Source organism: Streptomyces sp. cf386 (assembly GCF_900103585.1).
GTDB lineage: Bacteria > Actinomycetota > Actinomycetes > Streptomycetales > Streptomycetaceae > Streptomyces.
In genome coordinates, this window is the sequence record NZ_FNHV01000009.1 from 67,202 (window position 1) to 89,587 (window position 22,386).

The 22,386-nt window shown below is 71.9% G+C and carries 20 protein-coding genes and 1 pseudogene; 10 read left to right on the forward strand and 11 right to left on the reverse strand.

From position 1 onward, the window contains the following. The first annotated feature begins 236 nt into the window (after window positions 1-236). The gene (locus BLU79_RS23470) at window positions 237-1,688 is read left to right on the forward strand and encodes a DUF2252 domain-containing protein (protein ID WP_093908120.1); all 1,452 of its coding nucleotides are present in this window, start codon (window positions 237-239) and stop codon (window positions 1,686-1,688) included. Here BLU79_RS23470 and BLU79_RS23475 read toward each other — a convergent pair. Beyond that, the gene (locus BLU79_RS23475; protein WP_093907847.1) at window positions 1,660-2,970 is read right to left on the reverse strand and encodes a cation:proton antiporter; all 1,311 of its coding nucleotides are present in this window, start codon (window positions 2,968-2,970) and stop codon (window positions 1,660-1,662) included. The two genes, BLU79_RS23470 and BLU79_RS23475, sit on opposite strands and share 29 nt — an antisense overlap. Window positions 2,971-3,139: 169 nt before the next feature. Here BLU79_RS23475 and BLU79_RS23480 point away from each other — a divergent pair, with 169 nt between their 5' ends. Beyond that, entirely contained in the window at window positions 3,140-3,556 is a 417-nt protein-coding gene (locus tag BLU79_RS23480) for a DUF7144 family membrane protein (RefSeq protein WP_093907848.1), read from the forward strand. 43 nt (window positions 3,557-3,599) lie between these two features. Further along, entirely contained in the window at window positions 3,600-4,067 is a 468-nt protein-coding gene (locus tag BLU79_RS23485; protein WP_371131917.1) for an SHOCT domain-containing protein, read from the forward strand. A 12-nt stretch (window positions 4,068-4,079) separates the two neighbouring features. Here BLU79_RS23485 and BLU79_RS23490 read toward each other — a convergent pair whose 3' ends face one another. Together BLU79_RS23490 and BLU79_RS23495 are read right to left on the reverse strand one after the other, a co-directional pair. Further along, a complete protein-coding gene (locus BLU79_RS23490) occupies window positions 4,080-4,358 on the reverse strand; it encodes an MFS transporter (RefSeq protein ID WP_371131918.1) in 279 nt (92 codons plus the stop codon). Window positions 4,359-4,393: 35 nt separating this feature from the next. Beyond that, window positions 4,394-4,630 (reverse strand): annotated as a pseudogene (locus tag BLU79_RS23495) (trehalase-like domain-containing protein); the annotation flags it as partial. Between the two features lie 267 nt (window positions 4,631-4,897). Here BLU79_RS23495 and BLU79_RS23500 point away from each other — a divergent pair. Beyond that, window positions 4,898-5,302 carry an SHOCT domain-containing protein gene (locus BLU79_RS23500; RefSeq protein ID WP_256333437.1) on the forward strand — a complete coding sequence of 135 codons (405 nt, stop codon included), beginning with the start codon at window positions 4,898-4,900 and terminating at the stop codon, window positions 5,300-5,302. A gap of 26 nt (window positions 5,303-5,328) precedes the next feature. Here BLU79_RS23500 and BLU79_RS23505 read toward each other — a convergent pair whose 3' ends face one another. The 3 genes from BLU79_RS23505 to BLU79_RS23515 all read right to left on the reverse strand — a co-directional run bounded on the left by BLU79_RS23505 (window position 5,329) and on the right by BLU79_RS23515 (window position 8,898). After that, on the reverse strand, window positions 5,329-5,526 hold the full coding sequence (locus tag BLU79_RS23505) for a hypothetical protein (RefSeq protein WP_093907849.1): 198 nt from the start codon (window positions 5,524-5,526) through the stop codon (window positions 5,329-5,331). Window positions 5,527-5,623: 97 nt separating this feature from the next. Beyond that, window positions 5,624-8,317, reverse strand: coding sequence for a helix-turn-helix transcriptional regulator (locus BLU79_RS23510; protein ID WP_177001147.1), 2,694 nt, complete (start codon window positions 8,315-8,317; stop codon window positions 5,624-5,626). Between the two features lie 128 nt (window positions 8,318-8,445). Next, a complete protein-coding gene (locus BLU79_RS23515; RefSeq protein ID WP_093907850.1) occupies window positions 8,446-8,898 on the reverse strand; it encodes a MarR family winged helix-turn-helix transcriptional regulator in 453 nt (150 codons plus the stop codon). A gap of 127 nt (window positions 8,899-9,025) precedes the next feature. On the opposite strand from BLU79_RS23515, the gene BLU79_RS23520 reads away from it, so the two are divergent. Beyond that, entirely contained in the window at window positions 9,026-10,024 is a 999-nt protein-coding gene (locus tag BLU79_RS23520) for an NADP-dependent oxidoreductase (protein ID WP_093907851.1), read from the forward strand. A 119-nt stretch (window positions 10,025-10,143) separates the two neighbouring features. Continuing rightward, window positions 10,144-10,563, forward strand: coding sequence for an organic hydroperoxide resistance protein (locus BLU79_RS23525; protein ID WP_093907852.1), 420 nt, complete (start codon window positions 10,144-10,146; stop codon window positions 10,561-10,563). Between the two features lie 98 nt (window positions 10,564-10,661). Here BLU79_RS23525 and BLU79_RS23530 read toward each other — a convergent pair whose 3' ends face one another. Continuing rightward, window positions 10,662-11,813 carry a serine hydrolase domain-containing protein gene (locus BLU79_RS23530; protein ID WP_093907853.1) on the reverse strand — a complete coding sequence of 384 codons (1,152 nt, stop codon included), beginning with the start codon at window positions 11,811-11,813 and terminating at the stop codon, window positions 10,662-10,664. Between the two features lie 9 nt (window positions 11,814-11,822). Then, a complete protein-coding gene (locus tag BLU79_RS23535) occupies window positions 11,823-14,417 on the reverse strand; it encodes a M14 family zinc carboxypeptidase (RefSeq protein ID WP_093907854.1) in 2,595 nt (864 codons plus the stop codon). A gap of 184 nt (window positions 14,418-14,601) precedes the next feature. Here BLU79_RS23535 and BLU79_RS23540 point away from each other — a divergent pair, with 184 nt between their 5' ends. Both BLU79_RS23540 and BLU79_RS23545 read left to right on the forward strand, forming a co-directional pair. Then, window positions 14,602-15,465 (forward strand): hypothetical protein, encoded by an 864-nt coding sequence (locus BLU79_RS23540; protein WP_093907855.1) that lies wholly within the window; start codon window positions 14,602-14,604, stop codon window positions 15,463-15,465. Between the two features lie 85 nt (window positions 15,466-15,550). Next, on the forward strand, window positions 15,551-16,354 hold the full coding sequence (locus tag BLU79_RS23545; protein WP_093907856.1) for an EI24 domain-containing protein: 804 nt from the start codon (window positions 15,551-15,553) through the stop codon (window positions 16,352-16,354). Between the two features lie 110 nt (window positions 16,355-16,464). Here BLU79_RS23545 and BLU79_RS23550 read toward each other — a convergent pair whose 3' ends face one another. Then, a complete protein-coding gene (locus tag BLU79_RS23550; protein WP_093907857.1) occupies window positions 16,465-17,781 on the reverse strand; it encodes a pyroglutamyl-peptidase I in 1,317 nt (438 codons plus the stop codon). Window positions 17,782-17,868: 87 nt separating this feature from the next. Then, complete coding sequence (locus BLU79_RS23555) at window positions 17,869-18,813, reverse strand: LysR family transcriptional regulator (protein WP_371131919.1); 945 nt, start codon at window positions 18,811-18,813, stop codon at window positions 17,869-17,871. A 49-nt stretch (window positions 18,814-18,862) separates the two neighbouring features. Here BLU79_RS23555 and BLU79_RS23560 point away from each other — a divergent pair, with 49 nt between their 5' ends. After that, on the forward strand, window positions 18,863-19,273 hold the full coding sequence (locus tag BLU79_RS23560; RefSeq protein WP_093907859.1) for a RidA family protein: 411 nt from the start codon (window positions 18,863-18,865) through the stop codon (window positions 19,271-19,273). On the opposite strand, the gene BLU79_RS23565 is transcribed toward BLU79_RS23560, so the two are convergent. Then, window positions 19,236-19,826, reverse strand: a complete 591-nt coding sequence (locus tag BLU79_RS23565) for a TetR/AcrR family transcriptional regulator (protein WP_093907860.1) — start codon at window positions 19,824-19,826, stop codon at window positions 19,236-19,238. The two genes, BLU79_RS23560 and BLU79_RS23565, sit on opposite strands and share 38 nt — an antisense overlap. A gap of 102 nt (window positions 19,827-19,928) precedes the next feature. On the opposite strand from BLU79_RS23565, the gene BLU79_RS23570 reads away from it, so the two are divergent. After that, entirely contained in the window at window positions 19,929-22,370 is a 2,442-nt protein-coding gene (locus BLU79_RS23570; RefSeq protein WP_093907861.1) for a beta-glucosidase family protein, read from the forward strand. Window positions 22,371-22,386: the final 16 nt, after the last annotated feature.

Below are 22,386 nucleotides of genomic sequence, written 5' to 3' on the forward strand. Positions count from 1 at the left end.
CCCGGACCCCGGCCCCACATCACCTGTCACGGGTGATCCGGTCCGGGCGCCCGGCTTGAGAGCCTGTGAACAACCCCCCGCCTGCGCTCCGGCGCCTGGCGATCGCACGCTCCCTCACGCTCGAACGACCTCGCGCGGGGGACCATGACGCCGCAGCGCCCGCCCTTCGGGCGGACGACGGGGGTTTGTTCACAGGCTCTGACACTGCAGGGCAAGGAGGTCCGGGCATGGCCACGATGCACGACGGTCCGAGTTTCCCGACGCAGGACGGTTCGTTCTCCGCGACGAGCGGCGGCCCGCTCTCCCCGGCCGAGCGCGCGGCACTCGGCAAGGAGGCACGCGCGCGCATGCCGCGTTCCGCCCACGCCGGCTACGAACCCGACGAGAAACGGCCGGACCCCGTCGACATCATCGACCGGCAGTCCGCCAACCGCGTCCCCGAGCTGGTCCCCGTCCGCTACGGCCGGATGCTCGAATCGCCGTTCCGCTTCTACCGGGGAGCCGCGGCGATCATGGCGTCCGACCTCGGCGCCGGAATGCACACCGGGCTGTACGCCCAGCTGTGCGGCGACGCGCACCTGCTGAACTTCCGGCTCCTCGCCTCCCCGGAGCGCCATCTCGTCTTCGATATCAACGACTTCGACGAGACCCTGCCGGGCCCCTTCGAGTGGGACGTCAAGCGGCTCGCCGCGAGCCTGGTGATCGCCGGCCGGGCCAACGGGTTCCCGACGAAGCGGTGCGACGCCGTCGTTCTCGCCGGAGTGCAGGGCTACCGCGAGCGCATGCACGAGTTCGCCGGGCTGCGCACCCTCGACGTCTGGTACGCGCGGGACGACCTGGACCAGCTCGAGGGGCTGCTGCCCGAGCGGCCGGGCAAGGAGGACCGGGAGCGGGTCTCCCGGGCTGCGGCGAAGGCCCGCACCCGCACCAGCCTCCAGGCGGCCGCAAAGCTGACCCGGGTGGTGGACGGCGTCCACCGGATCATCTCGGATCCCCCCTTGATCACCCCCCTCACCGAACTGTTGCCCGGCACGGAGGGCGAGGAACTGGCACAGACCCTGCGGGAACTGATCTCCGGCTACTCCGACACCCTGACGTCGGAGCGGCGGCACCTGCTGAACCGCTTCCACGTGGCCGACATGGCGCGCAAGGTCGTCGGGGTCGGCAGCGTCGGCACCCGTTGCTGGATCGTGCTGCTGATCGGCCGCGACAGCGAGGACCCGCTCCTGCTGCAGGCCAAGGAGGCAGGCGACTCGGTCCTCGCCCCCTATTGCGGCGCCAGCGAGTTCGAGAACCAGGGCGAGCGGGTGGTGACCGGGCAACGGCTCATGCAGGCCGCCAGCGACATCTTCCTCGGCTGGAAGCACGCCACGGGCATCGACGGCCGCGAACGCGACTTCTACGTACGGCAGTTGCGGGACTGGAAGGGCATCGCCCGCCCCGAGACCATGGACGCTGGCGCAATGGGGTTGTTCGCCCGGCTGTGCGGCGCCTCACTGGCCCGGGCCCACGCCCGCTCGGGCGACCCGATCGCCATCGCCTCCTACCTCGGCCGCGGCGACAGCTTCGACCGGGCCCTGGTGGAGTTCGCCCAGGCCTACGCCGACCAGAACGAACGCGACCACCAGGCACTCACCGACGCGGTGGCCGGGGGACGTGTCACCGCGCGGACCGACCTGACGGCGTGACCCGGGGCCCTTCCGGCACGGACGCCCCCTCCCGCAGCCCGCGCCCACCGGCGGCGGCCGAGGCACGCGCGTACCAGCGGCCGTAGCGCTGGGCGAACGCCACGGCCGAGAGACCCTCCAGCAGGATGCTGAGGGCGACGGTGACGGCGACCACCCGGCCCAGCGTCTCGGTTCCCGGCACGTGTTCCTCGGCCACGAGCAGCGCCAGGACGATGGAGGCGAGACCCCGCGGCCCGAACCAGCCGATGTACGCCACCGTCGGCCACCGTAGGCCGCTCCCCGCCAGGGCAATGGCCACCGGGAGCATCCGCACGACCGTCAGGCTGAGCCCGGCGTACAGGACGATCTCCCAGGTCAGGTGCCGCAGCGCCGGGCCGAGCAGCACCGCCCCGAAGACCATCAGGCTGATCGACGCCAGCAGCGAGCCGAGGTTCTCGGCGAACTCGGGCGTGCGGTCCGGGCCCTGCGGCCTGCCGACGGGCTGGTGGTGCCGCACGGCGTGCCCGAAGGCGAACCCGGCGACCCAGGCCGCGATGAAGCCGCTGCCGTCGGTGACGACGGCCAGTTCGTACGCCGATACGGCGACCCCGAGCACGTACACCTGCCCCCAGTCCCGGGCGACCCAGCCGCGCGTCCGAGCCGCCCGCAGCAGCCGCCCGCCGAGGTCGCCGGCCAGCAGGCCCAGGGCGGTGCTGAGAAGCAGGGAGCGCCAGAAGGCACCCGCGATGCCTTCCTGCGCGTAGGACGTGCCGGGGACGCCGGCGGCGAAGACGATGAAGAACGGCAGGATCAGGCCGTCGTTCAGACCGCTCTCCACGTTGAGACCGTGGCGGACGAGCGGCGGTACGGACGGCTCGGACACGGCCGTCTTGCCCACGGCGGCGTCGGTCGGCGCGAGGATCGCACCCACCAGGGCCAGCTCCCACACGGTCAGCCCGGGCAGCAGCGGCCACGCCAGCAGCCAGCCCGCGGCGATGCAGAGCGGGAGGCCGATGCCGAGCAGCCGGCCGGCCAGGAAACCGCCCGCGACCAGGTCGGTACGCCGGACGGCCATGGCATCGGTGAACAGGACCAGGGTCAGGGCGGCCTCCATCAGAGCCGTGACCGGGGCGGCGAAGTGCTCGATGTCCACGACGCCGAGGACGGCGGGACCGATGAGCAGGCCGCTCCCCGTGAACACGATCGCCGACGTGGCCGGCGTGCCCGACAGCCGACGCGATCCGAGGGCGTAGGCGGCGGTGACACCAGCCACCGCCAGCCCCGCCCAGGCACCACCGCTCATCGCGTCGACCTCCTCGGGCCCTGGTGCCCAAGCCCCTGTGCTTCATGGCAGCAGGGCGGCACCCGGCGCGTCCTCACCCTTCGAGGGTGACGACGGGCGCGGCCGTCGTGGATCAGGCTCGTTGGTGTACGGCTGCGCGCCGCAGCCCGGTGAGGAAAGGAGGCCGGCCATGGCCACCAGCGCTCGTCCCCAGCAGCGAACGGGGACGGAGGCCGCCGCAAGCGGCCTGACGCTGTTCGCCGGAGTGATGCTGTTCATCTCCGGGATCCTCGACGTCTTCCGGGGAATCATGGCGATCGCCGAGGACGACGTGTACGTCTCCACCCCCAACTACGTCTTCAAGTTCGACCTGACCAGCTGGGGCTGGATCCACCTACTGTTCGGGGCCGTCGCCGTGGTCGTCAGCTTCGGTCTGTTCGCGGCGAAGCCATGGGCGAGGGTCGTCGGCGTCGGCATCGCGGCCCTGCTGATCATCGCCAACTTCCTGTCCATCCCGTACTACCCGGTCTGGTCGCTCACGCTGATCGCGCTGTACGCGTTCATCATCTGGGCACTGTGCGTGGTGAAGCGGGATCCACTCGGCTAGGGCGCGGCCGGGCCGAGACGTCTGGTGCCACCCGTGAGGGGTGATGCCCGACGGAACGGCCCGGCGCACGGTGAAGGCCTCGGGATCCCACCAGCCGGCGGAGGCGACCATGGATTACCCGCTGCTCGACGTCTTCCTCACCATGCTCTGGTTCTTCCTGTGGGTCATGTGGTTCATGCTGCTGGTCCGCGTGGTCGTGGACGTCTTCCGTGACGACGCGCTCAGCGGCTGGGGGAAGGCGGGCTGGACTCTGATGGTGTGCGCGCTGCCGTTCCTCGGTGTCTTCGTCTACCTGGTCGCCCGTGGGCGCGGCATGGGCGAGCGCGAGCTGCGCCACGCCCGGGACCGCGAGCGGGCGTTCCGCGCCTATGTCCAGGAGACCGCCGCACCGGCCTCGAAGCCGCCGGGCGCCAAGGCGGACGAGCTGGGCAAGCTGGCCACGCTGCACGACAAGGGCGCCATCACCGACGGCGAGTACGAGCGGGCCAAGTCCAAGGTGCTGGCCGGCTGACCCGGCCCGCCGTCAGGGCGCGTCCTCGGCCGGTGCCGAGGGCGCGCCCCTCGCGTCCGGTGCCCGCGGCAGCAGTTCCGCGGCGACGAGGCCGGCGACGCCGACGACGCCCAGGGTGATCAGCGCGACGGCGTAGGCGCCGCGGGTGAGTCCGGAGACGAGGATCGTGCCCGCGATCGCCGTACCGAAGGACGAGCCGAGGTTGGACACGCTGCGGGACAGGCCGGAGATCTCGCCCTGCTGCTCCTCGGGGAAGCTCGACTGGACGACGTTGACCGACGGGGTGAGCATCACGCCCAGGCCGAGCCCGATCAGCAGGAGCCCGTCAGGATCGCCGTGTCCGACAGGTACAGCTGGCGGACCGTCAGCCCCTCGCTCGCCGGGAGATCCACGGCGAGCCGGCAGTGGCCGCCGCGCTCGCTGTCCAGCAGCGAGGCGAAGACACTGGGCGCGTCGAAGCGCGGCGTACACCACCAGTCGACCGTTCCGGCGGACGAGATCAGCGCCGCGGTCTGCAGGTCGCCGACCATTCCGTGCTCGGCGATGGGCGGATAACGGTCCACGGCGCGCCTCCCTCCACCGGGTACGCCGAAGCGCCCCTGAAACGGGTCACCTGCATCGTTCGGGAGCGCCCGCGAGAGGGCTTCACCCCCGACAGGTGAGCCCCTCGCCAGCGGGCTTACGGCCGGCCCGGCCGGGAGGTCCGCGCCCCGGACGGCGCCACCCCACCCGCTCCGGGTGATGCCCTCCGCGCCCGGCAGGCGCAGCGTGGACACATCAGGCTACGAGTACCGTCGTGGCGCCACGGCGGCCGGCATGTGGAGGCAACAGTGGACGACTATCCGCTGCTCAACGCGTTCCTGACCATGCTCTGGTTCTTCCTGTGGGTCCTGTGGTTCGTGATGCTGTTCCGAGTCTTCGGCGACATCTTCCGGGACCACGAGCTGAGCGGATGGGCCAAGGCGGGCTGGACGGTCTTCGTCTGTGTGCTGCCGTTCCTCGGCATCTTCGTCTACCTCATCGCCCGGGGCCGCGGCATGGGCGAACGCGACGTACGCCAGATGCAGCGGCAGGAGGAGCAGTTCCGCTCCTACGTCCAGGAAGCGGCGGCCGGGGCGCCGGCGACCGGGCCGACCCACGTGGACGAGCTGACGAAGCTCGCCGGGCTGCACGACCACGGAGACATCACCGACGCCGAGTACGAGCGGGCCAAGGCGAAGGTGCTCGCGGGGTGAGTCGTACGACGCCTGCGACCGCCGGCTCACTCCGGGAGCCGGCGGAACTCCACGATGTGCAGGCCCAGCGACTGGAACCGAATCAACAGGCCGTACAGATGCGCCTCGTCGTTGACCTGGCCGTACAGCACGGTCTGATGAGGGACGACGAAGCTGTCCAACTCGGGGAACGCCGTGGTCAGCTCGTTCGACATCTGCCCGTCGACGCGGATCTCGTAGAGCATGTCCCCATGCTGGGGGGCCGGGGGGATCGGTGGCATCACCCGGGCGAGGTGACAGGCCCGGGTCCGTGTGGACGGGCTCGGAGCAGCCCGGCTCGCGTCAGAGCAGCCCTAGTTCGCGGGCCCGGCGGACCGCCTCGCCGCGCCGGGTGGCGGCGAGCTTGCGGTAGATGCTCTTGAGGTGGGTCTTCACCGTGTTGACCGACAGATGCAGATCGGCGGCGATCTCCTCGGTCGACATGAGCTGGGCCAACCGCTCCAGGACGTCCAGCTCCCGCGCGCTGAGCGGCTCCGGGGGCGGGCTCGCGAGGTCCTCCCGATGCTCCCGCCGCCGCCCGTCGACAGGCCGCCGCGCGAGGGTGTCGGTCAGCCAGGCGTGCTCCCGGGCGAGCGCGGGCCGCTGGAGCAGCAGCCGTCCGACCCACGGCCCGGCCTCCAGGAACGGCCGCCGCAGGTGATGCGGGCGGGCGGCGGCCAGGGCCTTCAGGAGCAGGCTCTGGGCGGCGCCGGAGTCGCCCAGCGCGTCGACGGCCTGCGCGCGGGTGAGCAGGGCCCACACGTCGATGACCGGTCCCCGGTTGTGGTGGTCGGGGAGTGCGTCGAGGATCCGCAGCGCCCGCTCGCCCTCGCCCGCGGCCACCCGCGCCCGGGCCTCGGCCACCATGCTCTCCGGGCCGTGCGCCGGCTGTTCCTCGAAGACCTGCACCGCGGCCCGCGGATCGCCGTCGGCCAACTGCGCCGTGGCCGTGGCCATGGCGATGCGGTCGCTCACCCAGGGGGAGGGCTCGGCGGAGCCCAGGGTCTGCTCCGCCATGTCGTCCAGGGCGAGGAGCGCCGACCGCGAGTCCCCGCGCGCGCAGAGCAGCCGGGAGCGCAGGATCGCCAGCTCCACGGCCAGGATGGGATCGCGCGAGGCGGCGGAGGTGCCGGCCGCCAGGTCGAGATGGCCGCGCGCATCCCCCAGGTCGTCGCGGTCGATCGCCACGGCGGCCAGCACCAGCTGGGCCATCCCGGTCCGGTCGGACGCCGACAGCCCCGAGTGCTCCGCCTCCGCGATCGCGTCCCGGGCGTGCGACTCGGCCCGGCCGGGACGGCCGTGCAGGAAGTCGATCAGTGCCAGCCGGCTGAGCGCCTCATGCCGGGGGAAGGCCGTCGAGGGGCCCTGGGCGGCCCGGACGGCGGCGGACAGCGTGGAGCGGGCGGCGTCGAAGCGGCCCGCCCACAACTGGGCCGAGCCGAGGTCGGTGAGCATGAGGGCCGTCAGCTCCGGACACCGCTCCAGCCGGTCAGCGGGCAGGGAGCGCTCCGCCTCCACCGCGGCCCGCGCCGCCGTCTCCGCCATGTCCGCCGAGCCCGCCACCCGGGCGGCCAGCACCCGCAGCACCGCACAGCTCAGCCGCACCGCCGCCGCGTCGCCGCCCGGCAGGTGTTCCTCCGCACGCCGCAGATAGATCACACCCCGGCCCACGTCGTGGCGGGCCAGTTCCCGTGCCGCGCGCACCAGGTCGGGGGCGGGCCCGGACGCTTCCGGCGCCATCCTGGCGAAGAGGCCGTCCAGCCGCTCGGCGGCCAGCCCCGTCAGCAGCCGGCCGATCGCCAGATGGTCGATGAACTCGGCGGCGGCCAGCTCCCAGTCGCCCGCGTCCGCCGCGTGCGGCAGGGCCTCGTCGAGCAGGCCCGCCCGGATCAGCCACTTGGCGGCCGTACGGTGCAGCTCGGGTTCCAGGCCGGGGTGGCGGACGCCCAGGTGCACCCGCAGGATCTCGGCGAAGAGCGGGTGCAGCCGGTACCACGAGTGCCCGATGGGCTCCACGAACGCGTTCGCCCGCTGCAACTCCTCCAGGATCGGCTCCGCGTCGTCCCGCCCGGTGAGGGCGTTGGCCAGATCGGGGTGCGTCTCCTCCAGGATGCTGGTGCGCAGCAGCAGGTCCTGGGTCTCGGCGGGGTGGGCGCGCAGCACCTCGCCCAGCAGGAAGTCGGCCACCGTGCTGTGCCCGGGCTCGAACTCCTTCAGGAAGCTCTCCGGATCACCGGCCCGCTGCGCCGCCAGGGTGCACAGCCGCAGCCCCGCCGCCCAGCCCCCGGTGCGGTCGGTCAGCACCCGCGCGGCCTCGGCCGAGAGCGGCAGCGCGTGCCGGTCGACCAGGGCCGCCGTCTCCTCGGCGCGGAAGGCCAGGTCGTCGGCGCGGATGTCGACCAGTTCTCCGGCGGCCCGATAGCGGTGCAGCGGAAGCAGCGGCTCGGTACGGCTGATGATCACCAGGCGCAGTCCCTCGCCGGCGTGACGCAGCACGAACTGGAGCCCGTCGGCCACCTCGGCACAGCCGGCCACCCGATCGAACTCGTCCAGCACGAGGACCACCCGGGAGTCCCGCCCGTTCAGCCAGGCCGCGAGCCGGGCCAGCAGCGAGTGGTCCACCTCGCCGGGGTGGGCCGGGCTGCCGATGGACTCGGGAAGGTCGACGCCGTGGTGCCGGAAGGCATGCAGCACGTAGGCCCAGAAGACACCGGGCGCGCTGTCCTCCGGCTCCACCGTCAGCCAGGCGACGTCCCCCGGCGCGCAGGCCGCGATCCAGTCGGCGACCAGCAGCGTCTTGCCCGCCCCGGCGGGGCCGTTGACCAGCGTCAGGGGACTGCGCGCACCCTCCGTGAGCTGCTCGACGAGCCGCTCCCGGCGCACGAACGTCGCGGGGACCGTCGGCACGGTGAGCCGTGCGGCGAGCACCGGATCGCCATTCGGGGCCAACGCCGTCACGCTGGGATCGCCATGGCCCTCTCCGACGGAGTACGACATCACACCCATCACAGACCTTATGGATGCCCGAGTATGGGGGTCCGGGGCTTAGCCCCCGGGAAAGCGCAGCACACCCACGCTCCGATCCTCGCCTCGGACCAGGGAGCCCGCAAGTGACGCTTCAGCCGTCAGACAGGACCCTTGTCCACGCCCAGCATCCGCCGCAGCAGATCCCGCAGCGCCTGCCGTTCCTCCTCGGACAGCTCCGCGAGGGGCTCCCGGGCGAACCGCAGGGAGTTCCGCAGGCTGCGGGCCACCTGCCGGCCCTCCTCGGTGGCCGCCGCCAGCTTCACCCGCCGGTCCGCCGGGTCCGGGCGGCGCTCCACCAGGCCCCGGGACTCCAGCCGGTCCACGATGCCGGTCACGTTCGACGGCTCGCACCGCAGCTGCTGCGCCAGCTTCCGCATCGGCAGCGGCTCCAGCGACAGCAGGCTCAGCAGCCGGGCCTGCGCGCCGGTGAGGGCGTGTTCGGCGGCGGCCTCGTCGTACTCCTCGTGGTAGCGGGCCACGACCGAGCCGATGAGGTCGACGACCTCAAGGGTCAGCTCATCGGGGCGGTGGGTCTTCTCTGGAGTGGCCATGCTCTCAGGGTAACCCCGTTACTTGACATCATGAAATATTCAGGAGCATGGTTGTTTCAGGTACTGAAGTAAAAACACGCTGCGAAGCGTGAACCCGCGAAGCATGAACCGGAAAGGCGCACCCCCCATGAGCAACCGCGAATGGCACCTCCTCTCCCGCCCCGTCGGCTGGCCCAAGGACGAGGACTTCGCCCTGGTCGAGGCCGAGATGCCGACGCCCGGCGAGGGCCAGGTGCTCGTACGGAACAAGTACCTCTCCGTCGACCCGTACATGCGCGGACGCATGTCGGCGGCCAAGTCCTACGTCGCCCCCTTCGAGCTCGGCAAGGTCATGCAGGGCGGCGCGGTGGGTGAGGTCGTGGCCTCCAATGCCGAGGGCATCGCGGTCGGCGACCACGTCCTGCACTTCTTCGGCTGGCGCGAGTTCGCCGCGGTGGACGCGAAGACCGCCGTCAAGGTCGACCCGGAGGCGGCGCCGCTCTCCACGTACCTCGGCGTCCTCGGTATGACCGGCCTCACCGCCTATGCCGGCCTCCTGCGCACCGCCTCCTTCAAGGAGGGCGACTCGGTCTTCGTGTCCGGCGCCGCGGGTGCCGTCGGCAGCCAGGTGGGCCAGATCGCCAAGCTCAAGGGCGCCTCCCGGGTCATCGGCTCCGCCGGGTCCGACGAGAAGGTCAAGCTCCTGGTGGAGGAGTACGGCTTCGACGCCGCGTTCAACTACAAGAACGGCTCGGTGAACGAGCAGCTGCGCGAGGCCGCCCCCGACGGCATCGACGTCTACTTCGACAACGTCGGCGGCGACCACCTGGAGGCCGCCATCGGGCAGCTCAACCTCCATGGCCGGATCGCCATCTGCGGCATGATCTCGGTCTACAACAACACCGAGCCCGCCCCCGGCCCGAAGAACCTCGCCCGCCTCATCGCGACCCGCGGCCGCATCGAGGGCCTCCTCGTCGGCGACCACTACGACCTCCAGCCCCAGTTCGTCCAGGAGGTCGGCCCCTGGGTCGCCTCGGGGCAGCTCAAGTACCGCGAGACGGTCGTGGAGGGCATCGAGAACAACCTGGAGGCGTTCCTCGGGGTTCTGCGCGGCGACAACACCGGAAAGATGATCGTCAAGCTCTGACGTCCTCGACCGGTCTTCTCCCGGTCTTCTACGGCTTTCCGGTATGCGGTAACTTCTTTCCGAAACCGTCGTCGATCGTGGGCGCGAGTCGCGGCGGACCGAGGAGGAGAAGACACCGCATGTCCATCCAGCAGACCGACGTCCTCTACACGGCCGTAGCCACCGCCGACAACGGCCGCGACGGCCGGGTGGCCACCGACGACGGCAAGCTCGACGTCGTCGTCAACCCGCCCAAGGAGATGGGCGGCAGCGGCGCCGGCACCAACCCGGAGCAGCTGTTCGCGGCCGGCTACAGCGCCTGCTTCCAGGGCGCCCTGGGCGTGGTCGCCCGCCAGGAGCAGGCCGACATCTCCGGCTCGACGGTGACCGCGAAGGTCGGCATCGGCAAGAACGACGACGGTTTCGGGATCATCGTGGAGATCTCGGCGACCATCCCGAACGTCGACACCGAGACCGCACGGGACCTGCTTGAGAAGGCCCACCAGGTCTGCCCGTACTCGAAGGCGACGCGCGGCAACATCAGCGTGACGCTGGTCTGACACCGCTCGTTGTGTAGGACGGAGGCCGCACCCCTGGACGTGGGGTGCGGCCTCTGTGCTGCACGCTCTCTCAGCTCTCAGCTCTCAGCTCTCAGCTCTCAGCTGGCCAGCGCCGCCCGATGCGCCGCCCTCACCAGCCGTTCGTTCTCCGGGGCCGCCCCGCCGGGGAAGGAGCAGCGGCGGCGGGTGTAGCCGTAGGCCAGGCCGCTGCGGGGGTCCGCGAAGGCCTGGGAGCCGCCTGCTCCGCTGTGGCCGAAGGCGCCGGCGCCCAGGAACGGGTACACGTAGTCGGAGACCGCCTGGAAGCCGAGGCCGAAGGACTTGTGCGTGCGGGCCACCAGGTCGTAGCCGGTCGAGTGGATCTGGCCGACCTCGGCGATGGTGTCCGGTTTCAGGAGCGGCGGGCGGCCGTCCACTTCACTGATGGTCGCCGCGTACATTCCGGCCAGCCCGCGCGCCGCCGCGACCCCGCCCGCCGACGCGGGCCCCTTCGCGCGCACCGCGCGGGAGTTGGGGTAGTCCGCCAGCTCGCCCGGATTCGGCACATGGATGTTGAACGCGATCGACGCCAGGGTGTGCGGACCCGTCGGCTCCGAGTCCAGCACGGCCTGCTGCTCCGGTGTCGGGGCCATCGGCTGCACCGGGCGGAAGCGGGGCTCCAGTTCCTCGGGGAGGCCGAGGTGGAAGTCGAGGCCGTACGGCGCCCGCACCCGCTCCTCGTACACCTCCTGGAGCCTGCGCCCGGTAGCCCGTCGTACGACCTCGCCGGTGAGCGCGCCGATGGTGAACGCGTGGTAGCCGTAGGCCGTGCCGGGGCGCCAGAACGGCCGCTGGTCCGCGAGCCGCTCGGCGACGGCCTGGTCGTCGGCCAGCTCGTCCCCGGTGAACCCGGCGTCGACGCCGACCAGCCCCGCACGGTGCGCGAGAAGGTCGCGCAGCGTCAGGGCGCCCTTGCCCTCGACCCCGAACTCCGGCCAGTAGTACGTCACTTTGCGGTCCAGCTCCAGCGTGCCCTCCTGCACGAGGAGCGCGACCACGAGGTGAGCGGCGCCCTTGGTGGAGGAGAACACGCCGTAGAGGGAGTCGGCCTCGCAGCCGTCACCGGTCCACAGGTCGACGACCTTGCGGCCGTGCACGTAGGCGCACAACTGCCCCTCGTAGTCGGGGAGTTCCCGCCCCACGAACGCGGCGAACTCCTCGCGCACCGCCTCGAAGCCGTCCGCGACGGTGCCGTGGATCCCTTGCGTCATCCGCTCTCCTCAATCTGAGCCGCTTGCGAGTGCCATGGTGAACAATGCCCGCCCCACCTGCGCGAATTCCCCCTTCGGGTGGTCCCGGAAGAGTGGTTCGGTGCCGAAGAGCACCGCGCGCGGGCCGCTGACCACCGAGGCCTGCCCCGCCGCGTCCGCGGGACCGCCGGAGCCGTCTGCCGAGGGCCGCCAGTGCCCGGAGACCAGCGGGTTCCCGGTCGCGTACGACTGCTCCACCCGGACCTTCGGGCCGAGATCCGTGAACCACACGGGCGCGTACACGAAGCCGTGGTCCGGGGCGCCGGACATCAGATCGCTGCGAGAGTTCACGACCCGCACCACACCGTTGGCGTCCCCGTTGCCCTCGACCGGCTTCGCGGCCAGCAGGTCGGTCGCCGAGCTGAGCCCGGCACCTGTGGCACCACGACCGACCAGACCATGCCGGTCGAGGAAGGCGTCGAGGGCGGTACGGGCGCCGGGGGTCAGGTCGCCGTGATCGAGCCCCGTCGACACGAACAGCACGTCCACCGACGACCAGTCGAACCCGGCGTTCAGCACGTCCGTCGAGACCGGCGTGACCTCGAAGTTCATCTCCCGCAGCGCGAACAGCTCACCCGAGGTGACGGCGGCGGCGACGCGGGTGCGGTGCAGCGGGGCGGTCCCGGTGAGCTTCGTGGCGTGGAAGGCGACGTCGTACGTACGGGCGGCCTCCGCGGCCTGGCGCCGCGCCGAGCCCGGCACGATCGCGCTGCCGTCGGCGGCGCGGCGCGCCTCGACGCCCTTGCGCAGCAGGGAGTTGAGGGCGGCGATCTCGTTCGGGTCGTCGAGCCGCAGCCGCAGATCACCGCGCGCGGCGACGTAGGCCACGGAAGCCGCCGCACGGACGGGACGCAGCACGCCGTACGGCAGACCCGGCAGCGTTCCGACGGACGCGCCCCACAGCCTGCCGAGGCTCCAGCCCGAGATGTCGTACATCACCGAGACCTTGTCGCTGATGTCCCGCCCGTCCGCGAGGAGCACGTTCGCGAGCCCGCGCTTGGGCTGGCGCATGTCGACGACGTACGCGCCCTTGGCGTACGTCTTCCCGCCGAGCCGGAAGGCGTGTGCCGCGCGGCTGACCCGTACGTCATTGGCGAGGAGATGGTCGACGAGGCGGGCGGCGGCGGTGGCGGAGCGCTGGGCGCCGGTGCCGGTTCCCGTGTCGGCCGGGATGACGTACGCGCGGGGGAAGCGGGTCGTGTAGACGTCCTCGGGGCCGATGCCGGGCACGCCCGGGACGGTCTCCTCGGACACGGGCACCTGCGCGGCGCCCGCCGCACCCCGCCGGAAGACCTCGATCTGGTCGGCGACCAGTGAGGTGCGCTTCGCCTGCACGAAGTCGAGGGTGGCGCGCAGGGCGGCCCCGGCGACGTCCACGTTGATCGCGGACCGGCGGCGCAGCTCGGCGGTCGGCAGGGTGTCGTACTCCTCGTTGTTCACCGCCAGCGGGATCTCCACCGTGTGCGCGGCGACCGTGCCGTGGAAGGCCGCGTACTGCGGGGTGAAGATCGGTGGCCAGTCGTCCCAGCCCTCCTCCTGGTCCCGGAACGGGATCTGCGCGGGCTCGACGCCGTCCTTGGCGGGTGTGTAGCCCAGGCCGTTGACGGCGGCCTCCATGCCGAGGGCGTTGGCGTAGGTGTTCTTCAGGAAGAGGTCGTACTCGTAGTTCTCGCCGTGCGGGGGAGTGGTGGGCTCGATCAGGGTGCCGTTGACATAGCCGTGCAGGTCGAGCATGACGGCCGGCTGCTTGTCGATCTGGATCTGGCGCATCGCGCGCACCTCGGGCTGCGAGGCGGTCACGAAGTCCCGGTTCATGTCGAAGCCGTTGGCGTTGGTACGCGTTCCGGCGATACGGCCGTCCGGATTGGCGGTGATGTTGAAGTAGAGACGGCTGTGGGCGAGCAGATCGCGCGTCTTGCCGTCATCGGCCTTGGCGAGCCGCTCGATGAGCTTGAGGGAGGCGTCGGTGCCCTCCCACTCGTTGCCGTGGATGTTGTTGTTGAAGAAGACCGGGGCTTTGTAGGTCTTCTTGATCTCCGGGGACTTGGCGGCGAGGGCGGGAGCGCTCTCGATCAGCTCGCGCATCCGCGCCTGGGCACGGGTCTGGCGGGCCGTCTCCGGGGCGGTGACGGTGACGAGGTAGAGCCGGTGCCCGCCGGCCGAGCGGCCCGCGACCTCGACGCTCACCCGGTCGCCGAGGGCCTGGAGGGCGTTCAGCTTCGGCGCGATGGCGTGGTACGGGGTGAGGCCGAGCTTGAGGGACTTGTCGGCCGGGTTCTCCGGGTCCGGGGTGAGGACCTGGCGGCGGGGGTAGCCGCGGCTGTCGTCGGCGATCGCCTCGGAGGCGGCACCGGCGCCGGTCAGGGCCCGCTGGGCGGCGCTGGGAGGCGTCCGCGCCGCGTCCCGGTCGAGTGCGGCCTCGCGGTGCGGGGGTTCGGGGTCGGCGACGGCGACGGCGGTGTGCGGGGTGAGGAGCAGGGAGCCGGCCGTGGCGAGGGCGAGGGTGGCGATCAGAACGGGCCTTGCAGGAACGGGTCTCGCAGGAACGGTTCTCGTGGTGCGCACGCGTACCTCCTTCTGAGCTTCCAAAGATCGGTACGGCGAGGTCTACCTGTTCGACTCAACGGCAACAAGAGGGAGTTGGCGCCACGGATGCCCCGGACGGCCCATATGGGGGCATCCGGAGGCGGCATGCTGTGAGTGGCACAGGCGGCGGCAGGACGAACGGCTCAACGACGAGGAGAGCCCCATGCCCACGATCCCCACGCTCCCCAGCAGGGACGACGTACTCCGCATGGCACGCAGCACGACCGACATCACCGGCCAACTCCTGGACACGGCCGGGAACATCACCCGTATCGCGATCAACACCTTCGACCCCAGAGACGGTTCCGGCGCCGAGGTCCTGCGCGTGCTGCGGCAGACCACCGCCGAACTGGCCGAGGCGAGCGCGTCGCCGCAGGCCCAGGAGGCGTTCTACCGCATCGTCGAGACCCTCACCCGCCTCGGCACCAGCGGCGCGCCCCTCGCGGTCCACCCGGTGAGCGAACCGGCGCACGCCCTGCTCACGGCGTTGGGCGACAGCCTGCTGCCGGTGCTGGACGCGGTGGAGCCGGCGGTAGAGGAGTTCGCGGCGGCGCTCGGCGAGTTGGTCGAGGCGACCTCGCCCCTCCTCCCGGCGACGGCGGGAGTGGCGGCGGGCGCGCTGCTGGCCCTGACCCCGCTCCTCCGTTCCGCGGCGGAGGTACTGCACGAGTCGTCCCCGGAACTGCGCCGCATGGCCGAGGCGTTGACCGCCGCGCTGGCCCCGCTGATGCCGCTCCAGGTGGCGCTGGCGGAACGCGCGGCCGTCGCCGGCGCGAACATCGTCCGGGCGACCCTCCCGCCCCTCGCCGACCTCACGGAGGCAGCGGCGGCGACCACGAAAGCGGCCCGCCCGTTCCTGATCGCCGGTGAGGAGTTCCTGGTGTCCGGGCTGGAACGCCTGCAGCCCCTCCTGCTGACCGGGGCGTCGCGCGCGGGGCGGGTGGCGCGGGAGGTGGCGGTACGGGTGTCGGCGGCGGTGAGCCCGGCCGCCGAGCAGGGGGTGGTGGTGGCGGTCACTCCCGCGTGAGGGCTGTGAGCTCGCCCGAGCTGCGGTGACCGGTCCCCGAAACGACCGTGACTCCTGTGTGACACGCCCCGACTAGAGTTCCCTCATGCGCGATCTTGGTGCCGGTTTCAGATATCTCCTCAAGGGCCAGCGATGGGTGGCCCGGCACGGCAAGCAGTACGGCTTCGGGCTGATCCCGGGCCTGATCACCCTGGTGCTCTACGCGGCCGCGCTGGTCGCGCTCGCGCTCTGGGGCCAGGACTTCGTGGCCTGGACGACGCCGTTCGCCGACGACTGGTCGAGCCCCTGGCAGGGCCTGTTCCGTGGCTTCCTCACGGCCGTCCTGTTCGTCCTGGGCCTGCTCCTCTCGGTCGTCACCTTCACCGCCGTGACGCTCCTGATCGGCCAGCCCTTCTACGAGAACCTCTCCGAGAAGGTCGACCGGGACGTCTCCCCCGACGGCACGGCCCCCGAGTCCGGCCTGCCGCTCTGGCGCGAGCTGTGGATCTCGGGCCGCGACAGCCTGCGCATCGTGCTGCGCGCCGCCGTCTGGGGCGTGCTGCTCTTCGCCCTCGGCTTCATCCCGGTCGTCGGCCAGACGGTCGTACCGGTCGTCGGCGTCATCGTCACCGGCTTCTTCCTCACCGAGGAACTCACGGCGGTCGCCCTCCAACGCCGCCGAGTGGAAGCCCGCGACCGCCTCACCCTCCTCCGCTCCCGAAAGACCCTGATCTGGGGCTTCGGCACGCCTCTCGCGGCGGCCTTCCTGGTGCCGTTCGTGGCGGTGTTCCTGATGCCGGGGGCGGTGGCGGGGGCGACGCTGATGGCGCGGGAGCTGATGGGGGAGGAGACGGAGGAGGAGCAGAACGGGCATTCGCTTCCAGGCAGTTTCAGCCCGTCCGGCGTTTGAGGACGAGGCCCCTTCAGGGCCGAAGCGGGGGTCCGGGGACGGCAGCCCCCGGGGACGGGACGGGTAGGGGGCGGCGGGGGCGAAAACCCTCGACGCCCGCCCCCCCGCACCTACGAACCCGACGCCGCACCCACCGCGGTAGCCACAATCGCCCGCACCTGCGCCACGATGTCCACCCGGTTCCGCACGAACTCCGGATCCGTTACCACCCCCGTCGCCGGATCCGTGTTCCCCGCCCCGAACTGCAGCACCGGCGTGTGCACATGCCCACCCGGCAGCGTGTCGTGCAGCCCCAGCCGGTCCCGCAACAGCGTCGCTCGGTAGGCGATCTCATTGGACAGGTAGTTCCCACCGCCCCCGGCCCGCGCGACGGACCCCGCCGTCGGCCCGTCCGGCCGAACGACCGCGTCCGTCCCGCCCGCCGGAATCTCGGTCACGCTGGTGTTGTCGTACACGGGGAATCGCCCGGTGTTCGCGGCGACGATCGACGCGTACGGCAGCGTCGTCGACGTCCACTGCGGCTGCGAGGCCGGATCGGTGACCGGGACGGTCTCGGTGCGCGAGAGGTTCTCGTTGTCGGGGAACCCACCCCGCCAGGCACCGTTGGTCCGCTCGATGTCGAACCTCCCGACCCGCCCCTGGCTGACGGTCGTGAACAGATCGATCTGCTTCAGATACGGCCGCAGCGTCCGCTCCACCGTCCCTCCCCCAGTGCCGAAAGCCTGGGAGGTGCCCCCAGCGAAGTCCTGCCACCGCACGGGGAACACGGCGGTCTCCACCCGCGCAGGCCCGTCCGCCGTCTCGATCACCGTGCCGTCGAGGGCGAGCGCGGTGGCCCCGGAGGGGTTGGAGATACGGATGTCCCGGTCGAGGGTGAAGGGATCGAACCCGGTGACGAGGACCCGCTTGAGCGCTTTGCTCCCCTTGGTTCCCTCAATCCGTTCGCCGCCGTACGGGTACCGAATATCGCCCTGCCCACGCGAGCCCCGCTCCAACGCATCCAGCAGCGCGCGCCGCTGACCGTCACTCAACCCGAACCCCGGCTCCCACGTACGCACCTCCCGCGTCATCGACAACCGCGCCCAGTACAACGGCCGATCGTCGTCCCGGCTCAGATCACCGCCCGCCGGGCCCCGCCCCTGTACCCGGTCGACGGCCCGCCGCCACAGCGCCGACCCCTCGCGTACGACGACGCGGCGGGCCTGCGCGTACGAGCGCGCGGCGCCGAGGTCACGGGCGAACTCAGCTGTGGCGGCGTCGAATCCGGAGCGGCGCAGGATCTCCTGCGGGACCGCCTTGTCGAGGCGCTGTTCCTCGACGGTCGGCGCGGGCGCCGTCTCGGCGGCGGCCGCCCCGGTCGTCGGGGCCGAGAAACCGGCCAGCAGGGCGAGGCCGAGGACGCCGATCCGAACGCGTATGGAATTCAAGGGAGTTCCGGTCCTTCCGTCACGGTGGGGGGTGAGGCAGTGCGTGCGTGGTGCGGGACGCGGGAAGTATCGCGTGGCGGGAGTGGTCTACGCCATGGTGCGGGAAATCTCCCTCACCGCTCCCCGCAAGGCGTCCACGAACGCTTCCCCCGCCGATGTCAACGACCGCCCCCGCACCGCCGCCGCGTAGACGGCCCGCGCCGGGCCGCCCTCGTCCAGCACGGGAAGCAGGGCCACATCCGGGCGCACGGACGCGGCGGCCAGCGCCGGCACCAGGGCGACGCCGAGGCCTGCGGCCACATACCCCTGCTTCGCGGTCCACTCACCGACGACATGCGCGACACGCGCCCGGAAGCCCTGCCGCAGGGCGGCGTCGAGGAGGGTGCCCTCGGGGCGGGAGCTGCCGGATACCCAGTCCTCGTCGGCGAGTTGACCCAGCCGTACGGGTCCTGCGCGGCCCACGAGGGGGTGCGCGGCCGGCACGGCGACGTACAGGGACTCGTCGAGGAGGTGGTGGAGTTCGTATGCCTCCAGCGGGGCGCGGCCCGTGGTCGAGACGACCGCCAGGTCGAGGTGGCCGGCGGTGAGGCGTTCCAGGAGCACCGGCGTGAAGCCTTCCTCGCGGGTCACATGGACGCGGGGGTGCCGGGCCCGGAAGGCGGCCAGCGCCTGCGGCACCAGCCCCGCGTCGGCCGTGGCGAAGGCCCCGAACCGCAGCCGCCCGCCGGTGATCTCGCGCAGCGCGGCCAGCTCGCGCACGGCCCCGCCCAGCGACTCGGCGACGGTCTCGGCGTACGGCACGAGAACCTGCCCGGCCTCGGTGAGCCGCACTCCCCGTGGCAGCCGGTCGAACAGCGGGCCGCCGCCCAACGCCCCCTCCAGTGAGGAGATCTGACGCGACACGGCGGACTGGGTCCATCCGAGGGTCCGAGCGGCGCCGGTGAAGGAGCCGGACCGTGCGACCTCCAGGAAAGCCCTCAGCCACACGGTGGACACCTCGGGAAACTCATGCTGATTCGGCATGACAGCCATGCTGGACATTCGCTTGTCGCATCTCAAGCCCACGCCTAGCGTCGACGGCATGGAGACCACCATCGACAACCCGCCGTCCGCGCCCCAGCCCCTCAGCCCGTACTACTCCCAGGTCGCCCGCGTCGAACACGCCGACGGCGGCGCCCTGTTGTTCCTCTCCGGGCAGATCGCCGAGGGTGCCACCGTCGCCGAGCAGACCCGCGGCATCTTCGAGACGATCGCCGCCCTGTTGGGGGCCCACGGGGCCGGCCTCGCGGACGTCATCAACATCCGCACCTGTCTCACCGACATCGGCACGCTGCACGAATACGGCACCGTACGGCGGCAGTTCCTCACGGGCACCCCGCCCACCAGCATGACCTTCGAGGTGCCGAGGCTGTTCCGGCCGGAGGCCCTGGTGGAGGTCGAGGTCGTCGCCGCCGTCAGTCCCGATCCGTCGGCTCCTCGCCCAACAGCCTGAGGAAGTCCCGGAACGCCCCCGGCATGTCCACCGACTCGGGGTCCAGGAGCCACTGGTACTGGAGCCCGTCCATCACGGCCACCAGCAGGGGAGCGGTGCGCTCGGGTGTGAGCCCGTTCGGGAGCCGGTCGCCGTACTCGGCGCGCAGGACCTCCGCCATGCTCGCCCGCACGCGCGTGTACCGCTCGGTGAAGTACGCGCGCGCCGGATGCCCCTCCGTCACGCTCTCGCCGAGCAGCGCCGAGAAGGTCTGGATGATCGCGGGCCGCATCGCGTTGTACTCGACGAGTGAGGCGAGCAGGTCGACCCGCCACCGGGTGTCGGGCACGGCGTCCCACTGGTCCCGCTCCTGGAGCACGGCGACGAGCAGCGCGCCCTTGGTCGGGAAGTAGTGCAGCAGCCCCTGCTGGGTGAGCCCGACCCGTTCCGCGACCGCGCCCAGGCTCGCCCCCCGGTAACCGCGCTCGGCGATCACCTCCAGTGCCGCCCGGACGATCTCGGCGCGGCGCTCCTCGCTCCTGACCCTCGCGTTCATGGCGTCACCGTACGACATCGCCGTACACGCAATATAACAGCAAGGTAACGAAACCTACCGGCCTACAGGTACCCGATGCAGGATGGAGCCAACGCCCGGACTCAACGAGGAGGCACCGCGATGGCGGGAACCCGCACCCAGGCCGACGCAGCACGCGAGGCGGTCGTCGAGGCCGCGCTCGCCCGGCTCGACCTCGACGCGAAGGCGCGGCTGCTCTCCGGGCAGGACACCTGGACCCTGCCCGCGCTCCCCGAGATCGGCCTGCCCTCCCTCGTCATGTCCGACGGCCCGATCGGCGTCCGGGGTGTCCACTGGACCGCCGACGACCCGTCCGTCGCGCTGCCCTCACCCACCGCCCTCGCCGCCACCTGGGACCCCGAACTCGCCTGCAGGGCAGGGGTGTTGCTCGCCCAGGAGGCCCGCCGCAAGGGCGTCCATGTGCTCCTCGCCCCGACGGTCAATCTGCATCGCTCCCCGCTCGGCGGCCGGCACTTCGAGGCGTACAGCGAGGACCCGTATCTGACGGGGGTGATCGGCGCGGGCTATGTGAACGGCGTCCAGTCCGGCGGCGTCGGCACCACCGTCAAGCACTTCGTCGCCAACGACGCCGAGACCGAGCGCTTCACCGTGAACAACACCGTGAGCGAACGCGCCCTGCGCGAGCTGTACCTGGCGCCCTTCGAGATCATCGTCGAGAACGCCCACCCCTGGGGCATCATGACCGCCTACAACACGGTCAACGGCACGACGATGACCGAGCACCACTACCTCGTGAACGAGGTCCTGCGCGGCGAGTGGGGCTTCGACGGCTACAACGTCTCCGACTGGACGGCCGCCCGCAACACCGTCGCCGCCATCGAGGGCGGCCTCGACGTCGCCATGCCCGGCCCGCGGACCGTCTACGGCGAACCCCTCGCCCAGGCCGTCCGCGACGGCGAGGTCGACGAGGCCAAGGTCGACGAGGCCGTACGCAATGTGCTCCGGCTGGCCGCCCGCGTCGGCATCCTGCGCGGCGCCGAACCGGTCGTCACCGAGCTGCCCGCGGCCGTCGACGGCACCGCGCTGGCCCGCGAGATCGCCCGCCGCTCCTTCGTCCTGGTCCGCAACCAGGGCGCCCTGCCGCTACGGCCGAACGGCACGGTCGCCCTCATCGGCGCCGCCGCCCGCGACGCCCGCGTCCTCGGCGGCGGCTCCGCGACCGTCTTCCCCGACCGGATCGTCTCCCCGCTGGACGGCCTCACCGCCGCCCTCCCCGAGGGCACCGTCACCTACGCCGTCGGCGCCGACCCGAACACCGAACTCGGCGTCGCCGACAAGGGCTTCGAGCTGCGCGCCTTCTGCCGGGACGCGGAGGGGAAGGTCATCGGCATCGGCTCCGCTCCCAACGGCCACATCCAGTGGATGGGTGACGACCTCCCCGACGGCGTCACCCACGAGGCACTCCACACCGTCGAGCTGACCGGCACCTTCACCCCGCGCGACACCGGCCCGCACACCTTCGGCATCAAGGGCATCGGCGCGTTCCAGCTCACGATCGACGGCACGACGTACTACGACGACGTCCAGCGCCCCGCCAAGGACGACCCCTTCGCCGCCTTCTTCGGCGCCCCCGTACCCCGCGCCCAGCCCGAGCTCACCGCCGGTGAACCCGTCGACGTGTCCCTCACCCTCGTCGTCGAGTTCCCCGCGGACACCCCGATGAAGGTGGTCGGCTTCACGCTCGCCCACCAGGAGCCGCAGCGCGACGCCGACGAGCTGATCGCCGAGGCCGTCGAGGCCGCCCGCCACGCCGACACGGCCGTCGTCGTGGTCGCCACCACCGACCGCGTCGAGTCGGAGGGCTTCGACCGCACGGACCTCACGCTGCCCGGCCGCCAGGACGACCTGGTCCGCGCCGTCGCCGCCGTCAACCCGAACACCGTCGTGGTCGTCAACTCCGGCTCCCCGGTGGAGCTGCCCTGGCGCGAGGACGTCGCCGCCGTGCTGCTCAGCTGGTTCCCCGGCCAGGAGGGCGGCGCGGCCCTGGCGGACATCCTCACGGGCGCGCAGGAACCGGGCGGCCGGCTGCCCACCACCTGGGGCTCTCTGGCCGACGCCCCGGTCAGCCAGGTCGTCCCGTCCGCCGGTGAACTCCCTTACACCGAGGGCGTCTTCATCGGCTACCGCGCCTGGGAGAAGGCGGGCCACCTCCCCTCGTACCCCTTCGGGCACGGCCTCGGCTACACCGACTGGACGTACGAGTCGGTCGAGGCCGAGGGCACGACGGTCACGGTCCGCGTCCGCAACTCCGGCGAGCGTGCGGGGCGGGAGGTCGTGCAGGTCTATGTCGCGCCGGCCGACACCGACAGCGATGCCGACCGTCCGGTGCGGTGGCTGGCCGGATTCGCGGGGGTGGCGGCGGGGGCGGGGGAGACCGTCGAGGCGGTGGTCGAGCTTCCGCGCCGGGCCTTCGAGACCTGGGACGACAAGACCAATTCGTGGACTTTTGTGAAGGGTTCGTACGAGATCCAGGTGGGGCGCTCGATCACCGACCGTCGAGTGGCCGCGACGATTAACGTCTGACGCGGGAGAAGTACCC